General features: G+C 71.3%; 20 protein-coding genes and 1 rRNA gene. 19 read left to right on the top strand and 2 right to left on the bottom strand.

The features are described from left to right. Window positions 1–91, top strand: a 5S ribosomal RNA gene (gene rrf / locus ACFWH5_RS11685); the annotation flags it as partial. 46 nt (window positions 92–137) lie between these two features. Here the strand turns inward: rrf and ACFWH5_RS11680 are convergent. Continuing rightward, a complete protein-coding gene (locus ACFWH5_RS11680) occupies window positions 138–1106 on the bottom strand; it encodes a hypothetical protein (protein ID WP_378834783.1) in 969 nt (322 codons plus the stop codon). 51 nt (window positions 1107–1157) lie between these two features. Here ACFWH5_RS11680 and ACFWH5_RS11675 point away from each other — a divergent pair, with 51 nt between their 5' ends. The 18 genes from ACFWH5_RS11675 to ACFWH5_RS11590 all read left to right on the top strand — a co-directional run bounded on the left by ACFWH5_RS11675 (window position 1158) and on the right by ACFWH5_RS11590 (window position 18745). After that, window positions 1158–2000: a hypothetical protein gene (locus ACFWH5_RS11675; protein WP_378834782.1), complete on the top strand. Its 843-nt coding sequence runs from the start codon at window positions 1158–1160 to the stop codon at window positions 1998–2000. Continuing rightward, entirely contained in the window at window positions 2000–3037 is a 1038-nt protein-coding gene (locus ACFWH5_RS11670; RefSeq protein WP_378834780.1) for an HAD-IIA family hydrolase, read from the top strand. Before ACFWH5_RS11675 ends, ACFWH5_RS11670 begins: the two co-directional genes overlap by 1 nt. Window positions 3038–3080: 43 nt before the next feature. Beyond that, on the top strand, window positions 3081–3257 hold the full coding sequence (locus ACFWH5_RS11665) for a hypothetical protein (RefSeq protein ID WP_378834779.1): 177 nt from the start codon (window positions 3081–3083) through the stop codon (window positions 3255–3257). Then, window positions 3254–4051: a TlyA family RNA methyltransferase gene (locus ACFWH5_RS11660; RefSeq protein ID WP_378834778.1), complete on the top strand. Its 798-nt coding sequence runs from the start codon at window positions 3254–3256 to the stop codon at window positions 4049–4051. The genes ACFWH5_RS11665 and ACFWH5_RS11660 overlap by 4 nt, the downstream gene beginning before the upstream one ends. Beyond that, window positions 4048–4953, top strand: a complete 906-nt coding sequence (locus ACFWH5_RS11655) for an NAD kinase (protein WP_378834776.1) — start codon at window positions 4048–4050, stop codon at window positions 4951–4953. The genes ACFWH5_RS11660 and ACFWH5_RS11655 overlap by 4 nt, the downstream gene beginning before the upstream one ends. After that, window positions 4950–6638: a DNA repair protein RecN gene (gene recN, locus ACFWH5_RS11650; protein WP_378834775.1), complete on the top strand. Its 1689-nt coding sequence runs from the start codon at window positions 4950–4952 to the stop codon at window positions 6636–6638. Before ACFWH5_RS11655 ends, recN begins: the two co-directional genes overlap by 4 nt. Before the next feature lie 17 nt (window positions 6639–6655). Next, entirely contained in the window at window positions 6656–8353 is a 1698-nt protein-coding gene (locus tag ACFWH5_RS11645; protein ID WP_378834773.1) for a CTP synthase, read from the top strand. A 5-nt stretch (window positions 8354–8358) separates the two neighbouring features. After that, the gene (locus tag ACFWH5_RS11640) at window positions 8359–8949 is read left to right on the top strand and encodes an NUDIX domain-containing protein (protein ID WP_378834772.1); all 591 of its coding nucleotides are present in this window, start codon (window positions 8359–8361) and stop codon (window positions 8947–8949) included. A gap of 24 nt (window positions 8950–8973) precedes the next feature. Continuing rightward, on the top strand, window positions 8974–9876 hold the full coding sequence (xerD, locus tag ACFWH5_RS11635) for a site-specific tyrosine recombinase XerD (RefSeq protein WP_378834771.1): 903 nt from the start codon (window positions 8974–8976) through the stop codon (window positions 9874–9876). A gap of 76 nt (window positions 9877–9952) precedes the next feature. Then, a complete protein-coding gene (locus ACFWH5_RS11630; RefSeq protein WP_378834770.1) occupies window positions 9953–10843 on the top strand; it encodes a ParA family protein in 891 nt (296 codons plus the stop codon). Continuing rightward, window positions 10827–11690: a segregation and condensation protein A gene (locus tag ACFWH5_RS11625; protein ID WP_378834769.1), complete on the top strand. Its 864-nt coding sequence runs from the start codon at window positions 10827–10829 to the stop codon at window positions 11688–11690. The genes ACFWH5_RS11630 and ACFWH5_RS11625 overlap by 17 nt, the downstream gene beginning before the upstream one ends. 10 nt (window positions 11691–11700) lie before the next feature. Next, a complete protein-coding gene (gene scpB / locus ACFWH5_RS11620) occupies window positions 11701–12324 on the top strand; it encodes an SMC-Scp complex subunit ScpB (RefSeq protein WP_378834826.1) in 624 nt (207 codons plus the stop codon). Next, entirely contained in the window at window positions 12321–13112 is a 792-nt protein-coding gene (locus ACFWH5_RS11615) for a pseudouridine synthase (RefSeq protein WP_378834767.1), read from the top strand. Before scpB ends, ACFWH5_RS11615 begins: the two co-directional genes overlap by 4 nt. 26 nt (window positions 13113–13138) lie before the next feature. Continuing rightward, the gene (locus ACFWH5_RS11610) at window positions 13139–14266 is read left to right on the top strand and encodes a prephenate dehydrogenase (RefSeq protein ID WP_378834824.1); all 1128 of its coding nucleotides are present in this window, start codon (window positions 13139–13141) and stop codon (window positions 14264–14266) included. Then, window positions 14259–14993, top strand: a complete 735-nt coding sequence (gene cmk / locus ACFWH5_RS11605; protein WP_378834766.1) for a (d)CMP kinase — start codon at window positions 14259–14261, stop codon at window positions 14991–14993. Before ACFWH5_RS11610 ends, cmk begins: the two co-directional genes overlap by 8 nt. Beyond that, complete coding sequence (gene der / locus ACFWH5_RS11600) at window positions 14986–16506, top strand: ribosome biogenesis GTPase Der (RefSeq protein WP_378834765.1); 1521 nt, start codon at window positions 14986–14988, stop codon at window positions 16504–16506. Before cmk ends, der begins: the two co-directional genes overlap by 8 nt. A 95-nt stretch (window positions 16507–16601) precedes the next feature. Further along, window positions 16602–17672: a Glu/Leu/Phe/Val dehydrogenase dimerization domain-containing protein gene (locus ACFWH5_RS11595; RefSeq protein ID WP_378834763.1), complete on the top strand. Its 1071-nt coding sequence runs from the start codon at window positions 16602–16604 to the stop codon at window positions 17670–17672. A 110-nt stretch (window positions 17673–17782) separates the two neighbouring features. Continuing rightward, window positions 17783–18745, top strand: coding sequence for an NUDIX domain-containing protein (locus tag ACFWH5_RS11590; protein ID WP_378834762.1), 963 nt, complete (start codon window positions 17783–17785; stop codon window positions 18743–18745). A 51-nt stretch (window positions 18746–18796) separates the two neighbouring features. On the opposite strand, the gene ACFWH5_RS11585 is transcribed toward ACFWH5_RS11590, so the two are convergent. Next, window positions 18797–20299: a DUF222 domain-containing protein gene (locus tag ACFWH5_RS11585; protein WP_378834760.1), complete on the bottom strand. Its 1503-nt coding sequence runs from the start codon at window positions 20297–20299 to the stop codon at window positions 18797–18799. Between the last annotated feature and the right edge of the window lie 93 nt (window positions 20300–20392).

Here is a 20392-nt window from a genome sequence, read left to right as displayed (position 1 = left end):
GCCCGGTCACATTCCGAACCCGGAAGCTAAGCCTCACAGCGCCGATGGTACTGCAGGGGGGACCCTGTGGGAGAGTAGGACACCGCCGGACTTCTCTTAAGTAAGATGGCCACCCAAGGTTGGGTGGCCATCTTGCGTTAACAAGCAAACAGGGAGTCAGAATGTCGGAAGAGCAGCGGGACCGCCGGGACGGCGACGGCGCGCAGAATCGACGTTCGGACTCCGATCGCAAGCCTCGGTACTCCGATTCGTCGCGCGGTCCGAGGCGCGACGACCGCGGTGACCGCGGTACCGATCGTCAGGGCGGCGACCGTCGCTCCGACGGTGACCGCCCGCGGGGCGACCGCCAGCAGGGCGACCGCCCGCAGGGTGAGCGCCGTCCCTACGGCGACCGTCCGCAGGGCGAGCGTCGTCCGTACGGTGACCGCCAGCAGGGCGACCGCCCGTACCGTGGTGGCGATCGTCCGCGCGGTGACCGTCCGTATCGCGGTGGCGACCGTCCGCAGGGTGAGCGCCGTCCCTACGGTGACCGCCAGCAGGGCGACCGTCCGTATCGTGGTGGTGACCGTCCGCAGGGTGAGCGCCGTCCCTACGGTGACCGCCAGCAGGGTGATCGCCCGTATCGGGGTGGTGACCGCCAGCAGGGCGATCGTCCCTATCGTGGTGGGGACCGTCCGCAGGGTGAGCGTCGTTCGTATGGTGACCGCCAGCAGGGCGACCGTCCGTATCGTGGTGGTGACCGTCCGCAGGGTGAGCGTCGTCCGTATGGTGACCGCCAGCAGGGCGACCGTCCCTACCGCGGCGGTGACCGTCCGTATCGGGGTGGTGACCGTCCGCAGGGCGACCGTCCGTACCGCGGTGGCGACCGTCCGCAGGGTGACCGTCGTCCGTACGGTGACCGCCAGCAGGGCGACCGTCCGTACCGGGGTGGCGACCGCCCGCAGGGCGACCGCCCGTACCGCGGTGGCGACCGCCCGCAGGGCGACCGTCGTCCGTACGGTGACCGCCAGCAGGGCGGTGATCGTCCGTACCGTGGTGGCGACCGCCCGCAGGGTGACCGTCCCTACCGCGGTGGCGACCGCCCGCAGGGCGAGCGCCGGCCGCACCGTGACGATCGCGGTGACCGCCCCGAGCGGCCGCGTTCCGAATTCGCACCCGTGCGTGAGCGCGTTCCGGAGCCGCCGCTGCCCGACGAGATCACCCCGCGCGATCTGCATCCGGCGGCGCGCAATGAGCTGAAGACGCTGAGCAAGGAGAACGCCGAGAACGTCGCACGCCACCTGGCGATGGCAGCGCGCTTGATCGACGAGGACCCGCAGCGCGCTCACGAGCACGCCCTCGTGGCCTCCCGTCGTGCCGGGCGCGTCGGCGTGGTGCGCGAGACCCTCGCGATCACCGCCTACGGCATCGGCGATTTCGCACTCGCGCTGCGCGAGCTGCGCACGTACCGCCGCATCTCCGGCAAGGACGACATGATCGCGCTCATCGTCGACAGCGAGCGCGGCGTTGGACGCCCCGATCGCGCGCTCGAAGAAGGACGCGGTGTCGACCGCTCGGCGCTGACCCCCGACGTGCGGGTCGCCCTGGCGATCGCGATGTCCGGCGCGCGTCTCGATCGCGGTGAGACCGAGCTCGCGCTCGGCGAGCTCGAGATCCCCGAACTCGACCCCGACCGCGCGTTCGAGTGGAGTCCCGCGCTGTTCTCGGCCCGCGCCGCCGTGCTGGAAGATCTCGGCCGCACCGAGGAGGCCGCCTTCTGGACGCAGCGCGCCGAGGTGGCGGCATCCGCTCTCGGCCTCGACGGCGAGTTCGACGAGATCATCGTCGAAGACGGCCTCATCGACGACGACGAACTCGACGACGAGGAGCCCGACCAGGACGACACGGCGGACACCGCCACCGACGAGGACTCCGCATCCGTAGACCAGGATGCGACGGATGCCGTCGCGGCCGAGGAAGCGGAGGACGCCGCGGCACCGAGCTCGGAGGACGACGCCTGATGGGTCTCTTCCGCCGCGCGCAGCCGACGGCGACGCCGCTCACCGGTCGGGATGCGCTGCTCGCCGATCTCGACGGCGTCGTGTACGCGGGCCCGGTCGCTCTGCCCCATGCCGTCGACAGCCTCAACAGGGCGGCGGAGTCGCTGCGGCTCGGATACATCACCAACAACGCCGCCCGCACCGACGCGTCGGTGGCCCGGCATCTGACCGAGCTCGGACTGTCCGTACGGGCGGACGATGTGGTCACCAGCCCGCAGGCGGCGATGCGACTGCTGTCGACGAAGGTCCCCGCGCCGGCGACGATCCTCATCGTCGGGGGCGAGGGCCTCGTCGACGAAGCGGAGAAGGCGGGCTACACGGTCACGCGGAGTGCCGAGGATGCCCCGGCCGCCGTCGTACAGGGATTCGCCCCCGAGGTCGCGTGGACCGATCTCGCCGAGGCGGCCTTCGCCCTGCAGACCCCTGAGGACGAGGGCGGCATCCCCTGGATCTCGACCAACACCGACTGGACCATCCCGCGAGAGCGAGGCGTCGCGCCGGGCAACGGCACGCTCGTCTCGGCGGTGCACACCGCGATCGGCCGGCTCTCGACCGTCGCCGGCAAACCCGAGACGCCGATCTTCGAAGAGGCCGTCGCGCGGTTCGACGCCACCGCGCCGCTCTTCCTCGGAGACCGGCTCGACACCGACATCATGGGCGCCTCCCGCGCCGGCATCGCCTCCGCCCTCGTGCTGACCGGCATCGACCGGCCCAAGCACGTGCTGGCCGCGCCGCAGGGCTCGCGACCGGGCTACATCCTCAGCGATCTGCGGGAACTGCACGAGCCGTACCCGCAGACGACCGAGAAGGGCGGCGTCTTCACCGTCGGCGGGGCCTCGGTGCGCGTGGTCGACGCCGACGTGCAGATCCTCGCCGAAGGCGAATCGCAGATCGACCTACTGCGTGCCGGCGCGGCGGCGATCTGGGCGACCGGACTCGCCATCTACGCCTTCCGCGTGCCGGAGAAGCTCTACGCCGATCCTTTCCACAGGCCCTGAGCGTCGGCCGTCGAGCGGACGTCGACCGGGTTACAGTGGTCGGATGGAGCACACGCGAGACGAGCCGACCGACGCGCTCTGGAGCCGACTGCGCCTGATCGAGGGCCAGCCGCTCGCCTCGCGCGCCGACGCGTACGGCGCCCTGCACGACGAGCTCATGAAGCGGCTCGAGAGCACGCCGCGCTCCGACAGCCGCGACCCGGCGCCGGGGAACCGATGACCCGACTCGATGCCGCCCTCGCCGCGCGCGGGCTCGCACGCTCGCGCTCGCACGCGGCGACCCTCATCGCCGAAGGACGGGTCCGCGTCGGCGGGCAGCCCGTCGTGAAGGCGTCCAGCGCGGTCGGAGACGACACGGAGATTACCGTCGACGGATCCGACCACTACGTCAGCCGCGGCGCCCACAAGCTGCTCGCCGCACTCGACGGCTTCGGCATCCCCGTCACCGGCCGCCTCGCGCTGGACATGGGGGCCTCCACCGGCGGGTTCACGCAGGTGCTCCGCGAACGCGGCGCTCGCACGGTGCTGGCGGTCGACGTGGGACACGGACAACTGTCCGGCGACATCGCCGCGGACCCGGGCGTGGTCGCCGTGGAGGGCTTCAACGTGCGCTACATGACCGCCGCGTCGCTGGCCGAGGCCACCGGCGAACCCGGCCGCCCCGAGCTGATCACCAGCGACCTGTCGTTCATCTCGCTCACCCTCGTGCTGCCCGCCGTGGCGAAGACCGCAGCACCCGGCGCCGACGTCATCCTGCTCATCAAGCCGCAGTTCGAGGTCGGCCGCACCGCGGTCAGGGGCGGGCTCGTCACCGCGCCCGGCACCAGGGTCGACGCCGTGGAGCGCACGCTGTGGAGCGCACACGACGTCGGATTCGGGATCCTCGGCATCCTGCCGTCTCCCATCCTCGGCACGCACGGGAACGCGGAGTACCTCGTGCACCTCGCGCCCGGGCGCGGGACGGATCCGACAGAATGGACCGAGCAGATCGCGAGAGTGGCAGGAGGACGATGAACGAGCGCTACATCCTGGTCGTCGCTCACGCGAAGCGCGCCGACACCGTGCACGCGGCGATCCGCGTCATCGACGCCCTGCGTGGCGCGGGAGCGATCCCGGTGATCCCGGGAGCGGACCGTGCGGAGCTGGTCGAGGCCGACGACCGCTTCCACGGCATCGCACTGCTGGGCGACGACGTCGCGACGCACGACCTCGAACTGGCGATCGTGCTCGGCGGCGACGGCACCATCCTGCGCGCCGCGGAGATGGTGCGCGGCTCCGATGCACCGGTGCTCGGCATCAACATGGGTCACGTCGGGTTCCTCGCCGAGATCGAACGCGACGACATGGATGCCGCCGTGCACCGCGTCATCGCCCGCGACTACGAGGTCGAGGAGCGCCTCGCGCTGTCGGTGCGGGTCAAGGACGCCGCCGGCGCCGTCGTGTACGAGACCTGGGCGCTGAACGAGGCGACGGTCGAGAAGGCCAGCCGCGAGCGGATGATCGAGGTCGTCGTCGAGATCGACGGCCGCCCGCTGTCGAGCTTCGGATGCGACGGCATGGTCATCTCGACGCCGACCGGCTCCACCGCCTACAACTTCTCGGCCGGCGGGCCGGTCATCTGGCCCTCGGTCGAGGCCATCGCCGTCGTGCCCCTGTCGGCGCACGCGCTGTTCGCCAAGCCCCTCGTCGTCGGTCCCGAGGCCGCGGTGGCGATCGAGATGCTCGAGCGCACCGACGGCACCGGCATCCTGTGGTGCGACGGCCGGCGCTCGCACGAGCTGCCGCGCGGCGCGCGCGTGGTGGTGCGGCGGTCCACGCAGCCGGTGCGCCTGGCACGACTGCATCCGACCGCCTTCACCGACCGCCTGGTGCGCAAGTTCCAGCTGCCCGTCGAAGGATGGCGAGGAGCATCGTGATCGACGAGATGCGCATCCGCGGGCTCGGCGTCATCGACGACGCTGTGCTGCCGCTCGGCCCGGGTTTCACCGCGGTCACCGGCGAGACCGGCGCGGGCAAGACCATGGTCGTCACCGGACTCGGTCTGCTGCTGGGCGCGCGCGCCGACTCCTCGGCCGTGCGCGCCGGTGCCTCGCAGGCATCCGTCGCCGGCGTGTGGCTGGTGCCGCCGCAGGGCGCCGTCGCCGACATCGTCGCGGATGCCGGGGGCGACCTCGAACCCGCGGGTGACGCCGCAGAGCTCTACGTCTCGCGCACGCTGAGCGCCGAGGGGCGCAGCCGCGCGAGCGTCGGAGGCCGCGCCGCCCCGGCCGGCGTGCTCTCCTCGCTCGCGGAGGAGCTCGTCGTCGTGCACGGTCAGTCCGATCAGCTGCGACTGCGCTCGGCTGCCGCCCAGCGCGACGCCCTCGACCGCTTCGGCGGGGGATCGGTCGCCGAGGCGCTCGCCCTCTACGAGGAGCGCCATCGCGAATGGCGTCGGCTCGATGCCGAGGTCACCGACCTGACCGAGAACCGCGACCGGCGGGCCGCGGAAGCCGCCCTGCTGCGCGAGGAGCTGGCCGAGATCGAGCAGCTCGATCCGCAGCCCGGCGAGGATGCGGCGCTGAACGAGCGTGCCGAGAAGCTCGCCAACGCGGAGGAGCTGCGCCTGGCGGCATCCCTCGCCCGCACAGCGCTGTCCAGCGAGGAGGGCGAGCCGGACGTCGCCTCACTGCTGGCCGAGTCCCGACGGGCCCTGGAGCGCGCCGTGGACCCGCAGCTGGGCGAGATCGCCGAGGCCCTGGCCGACCTCGGCTACCGCGCCGCGGACTTCGCCCTGCAGCTGTCCGCCTATCTGGCCGATCTCGACGAGTCCGGCCCGCACGAGCTGGCAGCGGTCGAGGAGCGCAGGGCCGCGCTCAGCGGGCTGCTGCGCAAGCACGGCACCATCGACGACGCCCTCGCCCTCTGGCAGAGCGGCAGCGCACGGCTCGCCGAGCTGGACGACGACGGCGACCGCATCGAGCGCCTGCAGGCCGAGGCGGAGCGCTGCCGAGCGCAGCTCGACGAGGCGGCCACCCGGCTCACCGCGGTGCGCACCGAGGCGGCCGAACGCCTCTCGGCCGCGGTCACCGAGGAGCTGCACGCCCTCGCGATGCCCGACGCCCGGATCGAAGTGCGCGTCGCCCCCGGTGCGGAGACCGCGCACGGCCGCGACGACATCGCCATCCTGCTCGCCCCGCATCCCGGTGCAGAGCCGCGGCCGGTCGCGCGTGGAGCATCCGGTGGAGAGCTGTCGCGGGTGATGCTCGCGATCGAGGTCGTCATCGCCGGAACCGACCCCGTGCCCACCTTCGTCTTCGATGAGGTGGATGCCGGCATCGGCGGCGCCGCCGCGATCGAGGTGGGCCGCCGGCTGGCGCAGCTCGCCCGCTCCTCGCAGGTGATCGCCGTCACCCACCTCGCGCAGGTGGCCGCGTTCGCCACCAACCACCTCTCCGTCGTGAAGGCCAACGACGGCGCCGTCACCGCCTCCAGCGTCACCCGGCTGTCCGGCGCGCAGCGCGAAGCGGAGATGGCCCGGCTGCTGTCGGGCCTGGCGGATTCGGACGCGGCTCTCAGCCACGCCCGCGAACTGCTGAGCCTCGGCTCGGAACCGAACTGATAGGATAGAAGCCCGTGATGAACTCTTCCAGCGCGGGGCACGCGAACGACACCCAGTCCACGACGAAGCACATCTTCGTGACAGGCGGTGTCGTTTCCTCTTTGGGCAAGGGACTCACCGCCGCCAGTCTCGGCAACCTGCTCACCGCACGGGGTCTGCGCGTCGTGATGCAGAAGCTCGATCCCTACCTGAACGTGGATCCGGGCACCATGAACCCGTTCGAGCACGGCGAGGTCTTCGTCACCGACGACGGCGCCGAGACCGACCTCGACATCGGCCACTACGAGCGCTTCCTCGGCATCGACCTCACCCGCTCCGCCAACGTCACCACCGGGCAGGTCTACTCGCAGGTGATCGCACGCGAACGGCGCGGCGACTACCTCGGCGCCACGGTGCAGGTGATCCCGCACATCACCGACGAGATCAAGCGGCGCATGCGCCTGCAGGCCACCGAGGAGCCGCGTCCCGACGTGATCATCACCGAGGTCGGCGGCACGGTCGGCGACATCGAATCGCAGCCGTTCCTCGAGGCGGCCCGCCAGCTGCGTCACGAACTCGGACGCGACAGCGTGTTCTTCGCGCACGTGTCCCTGGTGCCGTTCATGGGCGCGTCGGGAGAGCAGAAGACCAAGCCCACCCAGCACTCCGTCGCGGCGCTGCGCCAGGTCGGCATCCAGCCCGACGCGCTGGTGCTGCGCAGCGACCGCCCGGTGAGCGAGAGCAACCGCAACAAGATCGCCCTGATGTGCGACGTGGACGCCGAGGGCGTCGTCAACACCGTCGACCTGCCGAGCATCTACGACATCCCCTCCACGCTCAACGAGCAGGGGCTGGATTCGTACATCGTGCGCCGCCTCGGACTCGACCAGAAGGCGGCCGAGGTCGACTGGACCCGCTGGAACACGGTGCTGCACGCCGTGCACAACCCCAAGCACGAGGTCACCATCGGCCTGGTGGGCAAGTACATCGACCTGCCCGACGCGTACCTGTCGGTGACGGAGGCACTCAAGGCCGGAGGCTTCGCGCAGGAGACCAAGGTCAACATCCGCTGGATCGCCTCCGACACCTGCGAGACGCCGGAGGGCGCCGAGAAGGCCCTCGCCGACGTCGACGGCATCTGCGTGCCGGGCGGTTTCGGCATCCGCGGCATCGAGGGCAAGCTCGGCGCGCTGCGCTTCGCCCGCGAACAGGGCATCCCGGCCCTCGGCCTGTGCCTCGGCCTGCAGTGCATGGTCATCGAGTTCGCTCGTGACGTCGCCGGCATCGAGGCTGCGTCGTCGACCGAGTTCGACCCCGAGACCCCGGAGCCGGTCATCGCGACCATGGCGGAGCAGATCGAGATCCTCGAGGGGGGAGACCTGGGCGGCACGATGCGCCTCGGCCTCTACGAGGCGGCGCTCGCGGAGGGGTCGCTCGCGCGTGACCTGTACGGCGCGGAGGCCGTGTCCGAGCGCCACCGCCACCGCTACGAGGTCAACAACGCCTACCGCACCCGTCTCTCGGAGGCCGGGCTGGTCTTCTCGGGCCTGAACCCCGACCTCGACCTCGTCGAGTACGTGGAACTGCCCCGCGACGTGCACCCGTTCTACATCGCCACCCAGGCGCACCCCGAGCTGCGCTCGAGGCCGACCGCCCCGCATCCGCTGTTCCGCGGACTGGTCGGCGCGGCGATCGAGCGGCACCACGCCAGCGAACTGTTCACCGAAGACGCCTGATCCGCATGTCCACTGCGCCCGCCGCTGACGCGCCGCTGGAAGACGAGCCCTTCGAACCCGAGATCATCCGCAGCGACCTCGCGTTCGAGGGTGCGGTGTGGAACGTCCGCGACGACCGGGTGCGCTACGGCGACGGCGAGATCCGCCGCCAGTACGTGGCGCACACCGGGGCCGTGGCGGTCGTCGCCATCGACGACCTCGGCCGGGTGCTGCTGATCCAGCAGTACCGGCATCCGATCCGGCACCGGGACTGGGAGCTGCCCGCCGGCCTGCTCGACGTGCCGGGGGAGGACCCTCTTCTCGCCGCCCAGCGCGAGCTCGCCGAAGAGGCCGATCTCACGGCCGACCACTGGCAGCCGCTGGTGTCGTCGTGGACCACTCCCGGCGGCAACGACGAGATGATCCATCTGTTCCTCGCGACGGGGATCTCCGCCGCCGAGGCCGAGCACGCCCGCGTCGACGAGGAGGCCGACATCCGCGTCGAGTGGGTGCCGCTGGTGGATGCCGTGGAGGCGGTGCTCGCAGGACGGATGCACAACGGCATCCTGTCGATCGGCCTATTGGCGGCCGAGCGTCTGCGGCACGACAGGGCGTGACGCCCGCGACGGACGGAGGGTGAGGTGCGGCTCGAGCGGGCACTGGACGCGTATCTGCGCCATGTGACGATCGAGCGCGGCCTGTCGGAGCACACGATCGCCGCGTACCGGCGGGACCTCGGCGCGTACCTCGAGTGGCTGGCGGAGCGCGGCCTCGAGATGACCGAGGCGGTGACTCCCGCAGTGGTGACCGAGTTCATCGCCGATCGATCGGCCGCCGTGCCGCCGCCCGCCGCCACGAGCCTCGCCCGGCTGCAGTCCTCGGTGCGCGGATGGCATCGCTTCCTGGCGCGCGAGGGCATCGCTCCGGACGACCCCACCGGCCGGATGCGTCCGCCGAAGACGCCGCAGCGGCTGCCCAAGGCGCTGACGATCGACCAGGTCGAGCGACTGCTGGCCGCGCCGCCGGGCGACGAGCCCATCGGCATCCGCGATCGCGCCCTGCTCGAACTGCTCTACGCCACCGGAGCGCGCGTGTCGGAGGCCGTGTCGCTCGACGTCGACGACCTGGCGTACGGCGACGTGCTGCGCCTGCGCGGCAAGGGCGACAAGGAGCGCATCGTGCCGGTCGGCTCGTTCGCGCGCGCGGCGGTCGATGCGTACCTCACCCGGGTGCGCCCGGGGCTCGCGGCCAAGGGGCGGGCGACTGCGCGGCTGTTCCTCGGGGCACGAGGCGCCCCGCTGTCGCGGCAGAGCGCCTGGCTGGTGATCCGCGCCGCTGCCGAACGCGCCCAGATCACCTCCGAGGTCTCCCCGCACACGCTGCGCCATTCCTTCGCCACGCACCTGCTGCAGGGCGGCGCCGACGTCCGCGTGGTGCAGGAGCTCCTCGGTCACGCGTCGGTCGCCACCACCCAGATCTACACGCACGTCTCGGTCGACACGCTGCGTGACATCTATGCCACCTCGCATCCGCGGGCACGATGACCGCGCACGCCGCGCGCCGGGCCTGACCGCGACGGCCCTGCCGCTACAATCGACCAAGCACGGAAGGCAGGAAACGGTGGCGGACAAAGCGACGAAGTCCAGGTCGAAGGCGGCGAAGGGCGACGACACCCCTATCGGCCCGACCGGTCGCCCCTACCGCGGTTTCGACACACCCGCCGCGCTGACGTCGCATGGACCCGCCCGCATCATCGCGCTGTGCAACCAGAAGGGCGGCGTCGGCAAGACGACCACGTCGATCAACCTCGCCGCGGCGCTCGCCGAGTACGGTCGCAAGGTGCTGGCGGTCGACTTCGACCCGCAGGGCGCGCTGTCCGCCGGTCTCGGCATCCAGACCCACGACGTGCCCACGGTCTACGACCTGCTGCTCGACACGAAGCGCGACGCGCACGACGCGATCGTGCAGTCGTCGGTGGACGGCCTCGACGTCATGCCGGCCAACATCGATCTCTCGGCGGCCGAGGTGCATCTCGTCAACGAGGTCGCCCGCGAGACGATCCTCTCGCGCGTGCTGCGTCAGGTCGCCGGGGAGTACGACGTCATCCTCATCGACTGCCAGCCCTCACTCGGCCTGTTGACGGTGAACGCGCTCACCGCCGCGCACGGCGTGCTCATCCCGCTCGAGTGCGAGTTCTTCGCCCTGCGCGGTGTGGCGCTGCTGATCGAGACCATCGACAAGGTGCGCGACAGGCTGAACCCGTCCATCACCCTCGACGGACTGCTCGCCACCATGTACGACCCGCGCACCCTGCACTCCCGCGAGGTGCTGGAGCGCGTCGTCGAGGCTTTCGGCGACGACGTGCTCGAGACCGTCATCGGGCGCACCGTGAAGTTCCCGGATGCGTCGGTGTCGGGCGTTCCCATCACCGAGTTCGCGCCGGAGCACGCAGCCGCCCAGGCCTACCTGCGACTGGCGCGGGAGCTGGTCGCACGTGGCGCCGTCGCCTGAGAGCCTCGAGGAGGAGGCCGCGGGCGTCGAGGTCGTCGCCGAGGCCGCCGACGCCGTCGAGGCGAGCGAGGGCTTCCGCGTCTCGCTGTCGAACTTCGACGGGCCCTTCGACCTGCTGCTGAACCTCGTCTCGAAGCACGAGCTCGACATCACCGAGGTGTCGCTGAGCAAGGTGACCGACGAGTTCATCTCGTACCTGAAGGACCTCGAGGGCGAGCACGAGCTCGATCAGGCATCGGAGTTCCTCGTCGTCGCCGCCACGCTGCTCGACATGAAGGTCGCCGGGCTGCTGCCGCAGGGCGAGCTGGTCGACGCCGAGGCCGTCGCCCTGCTCGAGGCGCGCGACCTGCTGTTCGCCCGGCTGCTGCAGTACCGCGCGTTCAAAGAGGTCTCGGCGTGGTTCGCGCGCTGCCTGCAGCGCGAGGACCGTCGGCACACCAGGGCGGTGCCGCTGGACGAGAAGCACCGCCGCAAGACGCCGGAGCTGGTCTGGTCGCTGAGCACAGACGACTTCACCGCGCTCGCGCTGCTCGCCTTCGCGCCGAAGGAGATTCCGACGGTCGGCCTCGACCACCTGCACGCGCCGCTGGTCAGCATCCGCGAGCAGGCCGCGGTGGTCGTGACGCTGCTGCGCAGCACCGAGTCGCTCACCTTCCGCGAGCTCGTGTCCGGAATCCGCGAGCCGGGCATCGTGGTCGCCCGGTTCATCTCCGTGCTCGAGCTGTACCGCCACGCCGCCCTGTCGTTCGAGCAGCTCGAACCGCTGGGTGAGCTGACGCTGCGGTGGTCGGCGGAGAGCTGGTCGGACGAGCAGCTGGCGACGCTCGGAGCAGACTATGACCGCTGAGGGAGAGATCATGACACCGGATGCCGGTACCGAGCAGGCCGACCAGGTCGCGCAGACCGGGGCGGAGGAGTCGCTCGAGACTCCGCTGGCCGAGAGGGTGGAGGCGATCCTGCTGATCGTCGACGAGCCCCTCTCGCTCGTCGCGCTCGCGGCCGCCGTGCACGCGCCGGTGCCCGCCGTGCGCCAGACGCTCGAGACTCTCGTCGCGGACTACGACGGGCGAGGCAGCGGACCGCGTCGCGGATTCGAGCTGCGTGAGGTCGGCGGAGGCTGGCGGCTGTACGTGCGCGAGGATCACGACGACCTGATCGCCGAGTTCGTCGGGGGTCAGGCGCCCGCACGGCTCTCGCAGGCGGCGCTCGAGACGCTGGCGGTGATCGCGTACAAGCAGCCGGTCACCCGCGGGCAAGTCGCCTCGATCCGTGCGGTGAACGTGGATTCGGTGGTCCGCACACTGCTGGCCCGCGGCCTCATCACCGAGCTGTTCGCCGACTCGGAGACCGGTGCGATCAACTACGGCACGACCGATCAGCTGCTCGAGCACCTGGGCATCAACTCCATCGACGAGCTGCCGCCGATCTCGCCGCTGCTCGACGACGGTGCCGACGGATTCGACGAGGGAGTGATCCGATGACCGGCGCCCCCGACCAGCCCGAGGGCGTGCGCCTGCAGAAGGCCCTCGCCAACGCCGGCGTGGCCTCGCGGCGCGTGATCGAGCAGTACGTCGTCGAGGGCCGCATCCGCGTGAACGGCGAAACGGTGACCGAACTCGGTACCCGCATCGACCCCGAGAAGGATCTCGTCGATGTCGACGGCACCGCCGTGCAGCTGGATGTCTCGAAGCGCTACGTCATGCTGAACAAGCCGACCGGCGTGGTCAGCACGATGAAGGACGAGAACGGCCGGCCCGACCTGCGCCGCTTCACGAAGGACTGGCCGGAGCGGCTGTACAACGTCGGCCGGCTGGATGCCGAGACCAGCGGCCTGCTCATCCTCACCAACGACGGCGACCTGGCGCACGTGCTCGCGCATCCCTCGTTCGGCGTGACGAAGGTGTACATCGCGAAGGTCGAAGGCACCGTCACCGCGCAGACGATCGCGAAGCTCACGCGCGGGATCGAGCTGGAGGACGGCCCGATCACGGCCGACAAGGCGCGGCTGCTGGATGCGTCGCGCGGCGCCAGCCTGGTCGAGCTCACCCTGCACTCGGGCCGCAACCGGATCGTCCGCCGCATGATGGCCGCCGTGGGGCATCCGGTCACCGAGCTGGTGCGCCGGCAGTTCGGCCCGCTGCACCTGGGAACGCTCCCGGCGGGGAAGACGCGGGAGCTGACTAAAATCGAACGTGGTGCGCTGCTGACTCTCGCGCGCCAGGATTCCCCTGCGAACGCGGGCAAGGACGACAAGCAGGAGACCGAGTGAGCGCTTCCCTCCCGCGCACGGATGCCGTGCCGGCACCCGGCGTCGCGGCGCGCGTCCCGGGCCCGGCATCGCGCGTCTCCGGGACCGTGCGCGTCGTCGGGGCCGGCCTGCTCGGCGCGAGCATCGGCCACGCCCTGCGCGCCAAGGGCGTGGACGTGGTGCTCGAGGACGCCTCGCCCTCGCAGCTCAGGCTGGCGATCGACTACGGCGCCGGCCGCGCCGCGCGGAAGGACGACTCGCCCGCGCTGATCGTGGTCGCGGTGCCGCCGGATGTGACGGCCGACGTCATCCAGGCCGAGCTGACAGCCTTCCCGGATGCGGTCGTCACCGATGTCGCCAGCGTGAAGCTGGAGCCCTTCCGCGAGCTCACCCGTCGCGGCACCGATCTGACCCGCTACATCGGATCGCATCCGCTGGCGGGTCGGGAGCGCGGTGGCGCCATCTCGGCACGCGCCGACCTGTTCATCGGCCGCCCCTGGGTGGTCTGCCGCGACGGGCAGACCCGGGCGTCCGACCTCGCCCTCGTCGAGGCGCTCGCCCTCGACCTGGGAGCGATGCCGCTCGAGATGACCCCCGAGGAGCATGACCGCTCGGTCGCGCTGACCTCGCATGTGCCGCAGGTGGTCGCCAGCCTGCTCGCCGCCCGTCTCGCGGAGGCCGACGAGGGTGCGCTGCGCCTGGCGGGCCAGGGGGTGCGTGACACGACGCGCATCGCGGCGTCGGCTCCCGAGCTGTGGGTGCAGATCCTCGGTGCGAACGCGGCGCCGGTGGTCGAAGTGCTCGACGCCCTCGCCGACGACCTGCGCGACGTCGCGGAGGCGCTGCGCGATCCGGATGCACCGGGTGCGCGCCGGGCCGTGGCGGATGCAATCCGCCAGGGCAACGAAGGCGTAGAGCGCCTGCCGGGCAAGCATGGTCAGAACCGGCGCTTCGAGCAGCTCGTCGTCATGGTCGACGACACCCCCGGTCAGCTGGGTCGCCTGTTCGGCGAACTCGGCGAACTGGGTGTGAACGTGGAGGATCTGCGCCTGGAGCACTCTCCGGGCGCCCAGTTCGGTCTCGCCGAGATCAGCGTGGCACCGGCCACGCTGCGTGGCGCGATCGAAGGGCTCGAGGAACGCGGCTGGCGGATTGCGGGGAACACGAATGACTGACATCTCTTCCGGCTCGGCGCGGCAGGCCACCAAGTTCATCGCGATCGACGGACCCGCGGGTTCGGGCAAGTCGAGCGTCTCCAAGGAGATCGCCCGCAGGTTCGGCTACGGCTACCTCGACACGGGCGCCGCCTACCGGGCGCTCGCCTGGCACGTGCTCGAGACCGGCGCGGACACGGCGGATGCCGATGCCGTGCGCGCTGCGGCATCCGGCTTCCCGCTGCACCAGGGACTCGACCCGGACGACCGCCGGGTGCGCGTCGGCGACGTCGAGGTGACCGACGCGATCCGCGAGCCGCGGGTCTCGGCGGCGGTGAGCGGCGTGGCCCGCGTGCCGGAGGTGCGCGTGCAGGTGAACGAGATGTTCCGTCGCATCGTCGATGAGGCCGAATACCCGGCCGTCGTCGTCGAGGGCCGTGACATCACCACGGTGGTCGCACCGGATGCGCCGGTGCGCATCCTGCTGACCGCCGCCCCGGAGGTGCGCGCCGCGCGCCGTGCCGGTGAACTGGCGGGTGAGAACGCCGCCGCCGTCGCCGAGGCGCTGCACAAGCGCGACGCCTCCGACAGCGGCGTGGTCGACTTCCTCAACGCCGCCCCTGGGGTCGACGTCGTCGACTCCACCGACTTGGACTTCGCGCAGACCGTCGACGCCGTGCTCACGGTGATCGAACGGCGGCGCAGCGCTGCAGACGGCAGCGCGGAAAGAGGAGCTTCCCATGGCTGACGACGAATACGAAGGCGCCGCCGACCAGCTGGCCGAGAAGATGGCCGACCTCGACGAGGAGCTGGCCGAGCAGCGCGCACATGCGCTGCGGGCCTCGCTCTCGGACTACGAGCTGGACGAGGAGGACGCCGACCTGCTGGAGGGCGTCGCCCTCGGCGAGGACGGCATCGAGTACCTGCCGGCGCTGCCCGTGGTCGCGATCGTCGGTCGCCCCAACGTGGGCAAGTCGGCGCTGGTCAACCGCATCCTCGGTCGCCGTGAGGCCGTCGTCGAGGACACCCCCGGGGTGACCCGCGACCGCGTGACGTACAAGGCCGAGTGGATGGACCGGCGGTTCTCGCTGGTCGACACCGGCGGCTGGGAGCCCGACGCCAAGGGCATCGACCGTTCGGTCGCCGCTCAGGCCGAGGTCGCGATCGACCTGTCCGATGTGGTGCTGTTCGTCGTCGATGCGAAGGTCGGCGCCACGTCGACCGACGAGCACGTCGTGAAGCTGCTGCGCAAGAGCGGCAAGCCGGTCTTCCTCGTGGCGAACAAGATCGACGACGCGCGGCAGGAGCCCGAGGCCGCGGCCCTGTGGAACCTGGGGCTGGGCGAGCCGTATCCGGTCTCGGCGATCCACGGTCGTGGCGTCGCCGACCTGCTCGACATCGTGATGGCGAAGCTGCCCGACGTGTCGGCGGTGGCGAAGGCCGAGATCGGCGGTCCGCGCCGCGTCGCGATCCTCGGACGTCCCAACGTGGGCAAGTCCTCGCTGCTGAACAAGGCGGCGGGTGAGGAGCGCGTGGTCGTGAACGACCTCGCCGGCACCACGCGCGATCCGGTGGACGAGATCGTCGAGCTCGGCGGCAAGATGTGGCGCCTGGTCGACACCGCCGGCATCCGCCGCCGCGTGCACCTGCAGCAGGGCGCCGACTTCTACGCGTCGCTGCGCACCTCGGCAGCGCTCGAGAAGGCCGAGGTCGCCGTCGTGGTGCTCGACGTGAGCCAGCCGATCAGCGTGCAGGACCTGAACATCATCGACATGGTGCTCGAGTCGGGCCGTGCGCTGGTGCTCGCGTTCAACAAGTGGGATCGTCTCTTCGACGACGACATGGAGAACATCGACCGGCGCCGCTACCTGGAGCGCGAGATCGAGCAGGACCTCGCGCACGTCGCATGGGCCCCGCGCGTGAACATCTCGGCGAAGACGGGTCGGCACCTCGACAAGCTCGTGCCCGCGCTGGAGATGGCGCTGGAGAACTGGGATCGCCGCATCCCGACCGGCAAGTTCAACGCGTTCCTCACCGAGCTCGTCGCCGCGCACCCGCATCCGCTGCGCGGCGGCAAGCAGCCGCGTGTGCTGTTCGGCACGCAGGCGTCGACGCGTCCGCCCACATTCGTGCTGTTCACGACCGGCTTCCTCGACCCCGGCTACCGCCGGTACATTCAGCGCCGCCTGCGCGAGCTGTACGAGTTCGAGGGCACGCCGATCGTGATCAACATGCGCGTCAGGGAGCGGCGACAGCGCTAGCCCCGTGCGTGATCCGGCGGGATAATGGGGGCGGATGCCGCAACACCGCGGCGTCCGCAGCGCACGGCCCACAAGGCCCGCCGAAGGAGACCGCGATGACGCACACCCTGCCCCTGCCCGATTTCCGCCACGAGCGCGTGGAGGTGGTCACCGGGCGCAGGAGCGGACTGTTCATCGCCGTGGCGCTGCACTCCTCCGTGCTCGGATCCGCGCTCGGCGGCGCACGGCTGTGGACGTATCCGCATTGGAGCGACGCCCTCGGCGATGCGCTGCGACTGTCGGCGGCGATGACGCTGAAGAACGCTGCAGCCGGCCTGGACGCCGGTGGCGGCAAGTCGGTCATCGGCCTCGCCCCGGGCGAGACGCTCGACGCGGATCGGCGGCGCGCCGCATTCCTCGACCTCGGCGATGCCGTGCAGCTGATGGACGGCCTCTACCGCACCGCGGAGGACGTGGGGTCGACGACCGACGACATGCTGACCGTCAGTGAGCGCACGCAGCACGTGGTCGGGCTGCCGTCGGCGGTGGGCGGTTCCGGTGAGCCGGCCGGGCCGACCAGCCTCGGCGTGTACGCGTCGCTGCAGGCGGTGCTCGAGAAGGTCACCGGATCGGCGGATGCCGCGGGTCGTCGCATCACGATCTCGGGCCTCGGCCAGGTCGGCGGCAGACTCGCGTCGCGGCTGGCCGAGCAGGGCGCGACGCTGACCGTGACGGACATCAACCCCGCTCGGCGCGCGCTCGCCGAAGACCTCGGGGCGACCTGGGTCGAACCGGGATCGGAACACCTGGTCGCCGGCGACGTGTTCGTGCCGGCGGGCATCGGCGGAGTGCTCACCGACGAGGTGATCGACGCTCTCGACGTGAAGGCGGTCTGCGGCCCGGCGAACAACCCGCTGGCCGATCACTCGGGGGCTGACCGCCTCGACGCCCGTGGCATCCTCTATGCGCCGGACTTCGTGGTGAACGCCGGCGGCGTGATCTACCTCGATCGGGAAGCCAAGCAGATCGGCACGAGCGCGGAGATCATGGCGCGGGTCTCGGGGATCGGCGACACGGTGCGCCGCATCCTCGATGACGCAGAGTCGCGCGGCGTCACGCCGCTGCAGGCGGCCGAGGAGCTGGCTGCGGCCCGCCTGCAGGCCGCGGCGGAGCTGCCGGTGCGCTGACCCTACCCGCGCGGTATACGTCGCATGCCGCGGCCGAGCGGCTGGTGGGCCGACCCCTGCCCGCGCGCACCCTGCATGCCGCGGCGGCGTGGCTGTGAAAGGCTGGACGGGTGACGATCATCCCTCCCTCGCCCGGTGAGCCGCGCCGCCCGCAGGGCCCGCGTGACAGCGGCGATGCCTGGGTGGTCGCGCCGACGGGGGAGAAGTACTGGGGTCGCTACGGCGCCGCGGGGCTGCTGGCCGTGGACTCGCAGCGCGGGGTGCTGCTGCAGCATCGGGTCGGGTGGAGTCACTTCGGCGGCACCTGGGGGCTGCCCGGTGGGGCGCTGCACGAGGGCGAGCTCGCGCTGGACGGCGCGCTCCGCGAAGCGCAGGAGGAGGCCGGCATTCCGGACGGCGCCGTGCGGGCGCGGTTCTCGAGCGTGCTCGACCTCGGCATCTGGTCGTACACCACCGTCGTGGCCGACGTCGTGCGGCCGTTCGAGCCGGTGATCAGCGACCCCGAGAGCCTGGCGCTGGAATGGGTGGCCGTCGACGAGGTCGGCGAGCGTCCGCTGCACCCCGGCTTCGCCGCGGCCTGGCCGATGCTGCGCGACCTGCTGGGCGTGCGACCGGCGATCGTCGTCGACGCCGCGAACGTGGTCGGATCGGTGCCCGACGGCTGGTGGAAGGACCGCGCCGGCGCGGCCGGAAGGTTGGGACGGCGCCTGTCGGCATGGGCGTCGGGCGGCGTCGCGGCTGCGCGACTCGGTCTCGACGCCGACCGCTGGTACCCGCCGGTATCGATGGTCGTGGAGGGCGAAGCGCGAGCGGTGCCGGATGCCGCCCACCTGGGCGACCGGTCGGAGGCGCAGGCGGACAGCGGATCGGATGCTGCCGCGCGACGCGGCGCGATCGATCTCGTGCGGGCGACGGGGCACGGCGACGACGCGATCGTGGCGGCGGCTGAGCGCCTGATCGCGAACGGACGCGCCGTGACGGTGGTCACCAGTGATCGCGAACTGCGCGAGCGCGTGCAGCACGCCGGCGCGAATGCCGAGTCGGCCGGCTGGCTGCTCGGGCAGCTCGACTAAATCGGCGAGATCGACGAGATCGACGCGCGCGGGAGCGAGCCCTGTCGGCGGTCAGAATGGTGCGTCGGCCGGTAGGTCGGTCCAGTCCGGTGCGAACGCGTACTTTCCCGGCGGTCGTTCGTCCGGTGGTGGCTCGGTGGGGATGAACATGACCCGTCGCCGGGGTGGGTCGGTGTAGGTGCGTCCGGTGGGGCTGGTCCATTCGAGGGACCAGTCGGGCAGTTGTCGGGCGGTCCAGCGGTGTTCGTCCGGGATGCTGGGGTGCTTGATCACGTGGTGGGCGGTGCAGAAGTGGCTGAGGTTGCACAGCGTGGTGCGGCCGCCTTTGGCGTAGTCGTGGTTGTGGTCGAGCTCGCAGCGGGCGATGGGCCTCCGGCATCCGGGGAAGCGGCACTGCTGGTCTCTCGCGCGCAGGAAGCGGCGCATGGATTCCGTGGGCGTGTAGGTGTCGGTCTCGGTGACCATGCCCTGGGGGTCGAGGAACAGGCGCGTCCAGCCGGTGTTGCGTCCGGCGATCGCGCGGGCGATGTCGGGGTGCAGGGGGCCGGTGCCGTCGATCTCGGCGGGCCGGTCGTCGGCGCCGGTGAGGGTGGTGGCGGCGACGGTGACCTGCACGGTCGCGGTGATGTTCTGCAGTGCGGTGCCGTGCGCGTCGGTCGGATCTGTCGCCAGCAGCAGGTCGGTGAACAGGTCGGCGCGGATCTGGTCCATCGTGCGCTCATCGCCCGGCACGTGGATGATCGCGGGGCTGTCGTCGTGGAACAGCGGATCGGCGGCGAGGATGCGCTCGATCGCCTCCCACCGGGACTGCTCATCAAGATCGAGCCCGTCGTCGTCGATGGGGGCACCGTACTCGTCGTCGGGTTCGGGTTCCAGCGGGGGAAGCACGGGGGTGCGGTCGGCGGTGCGCAGGTCGCGGGCCATCGTGGTGAGCCGGTCGTGGATCGCGAGGGCGAGGTGCTCGGGCAGCACCGCCTGCAGCAGGGCGAGCCCATCACCGACCGAACGCACCGTGACCGACCGTTCAGAGAGGGCGCGTTCGTGACGCTGCACCACCGTGACGCCCGCGAGGGCGGCAGCGACCTGGCGGGCGTGCGCCCTGGTGCGGGCGGGTGTGTCGTGCTCGGCGACTTCGAGCACCGCCGCCTCGAACAGCGCCACCGTCCCCGGTTCGACGGAACCGTCGCGTACCGCTTCGCGCACCACATCCGCTTCGTGCACGATCTCCCGCACATGCGCGGCAGTGATCCTCCCCGCCGCATGCGCGTCGGCCACGGCCGGCAGGTCGTCATGCAGGATGCGCGCGTCGGAGAAGGCGCACTCCATCGAGCCCTTCGCGATCCGGCCCGCGGCGGCGTACTCGCACACCGTGGACCGCAGAATCGCCTCTCGGTGCAGCGGAGCATCCGCGATCTCGTCCTCCATCAGCGCCCACCGCTGCGCCAGCAAGTCGGCCGCCTCCGCCTGCAACGCTGCGATCCGCTGCTGCACATCCACCCACGCATCCAGCAGCGACTCACGCTGTGCGATGCGATCGGGGACGTCGGTGACCATGCCTCTAGTTTAGAACAAAGATACGAACGATGGAAGAGGTGTGCAGAACTTTTTCGCCTGATCTCTCGCTCGTCGCGACGTCAGGGTCATGCC

The organism is Microbacterium sp. NPDC058345, from assembly GCF_042723855.1.
Lineage (GTDB): Bacteria > Actinomycetota > Actinomycetes > Actinomycetales > Microbacteriaceae > Microbacterium.
This window is presented reverse-complemented; position numbering and strand designations above follow the sequence as displayed.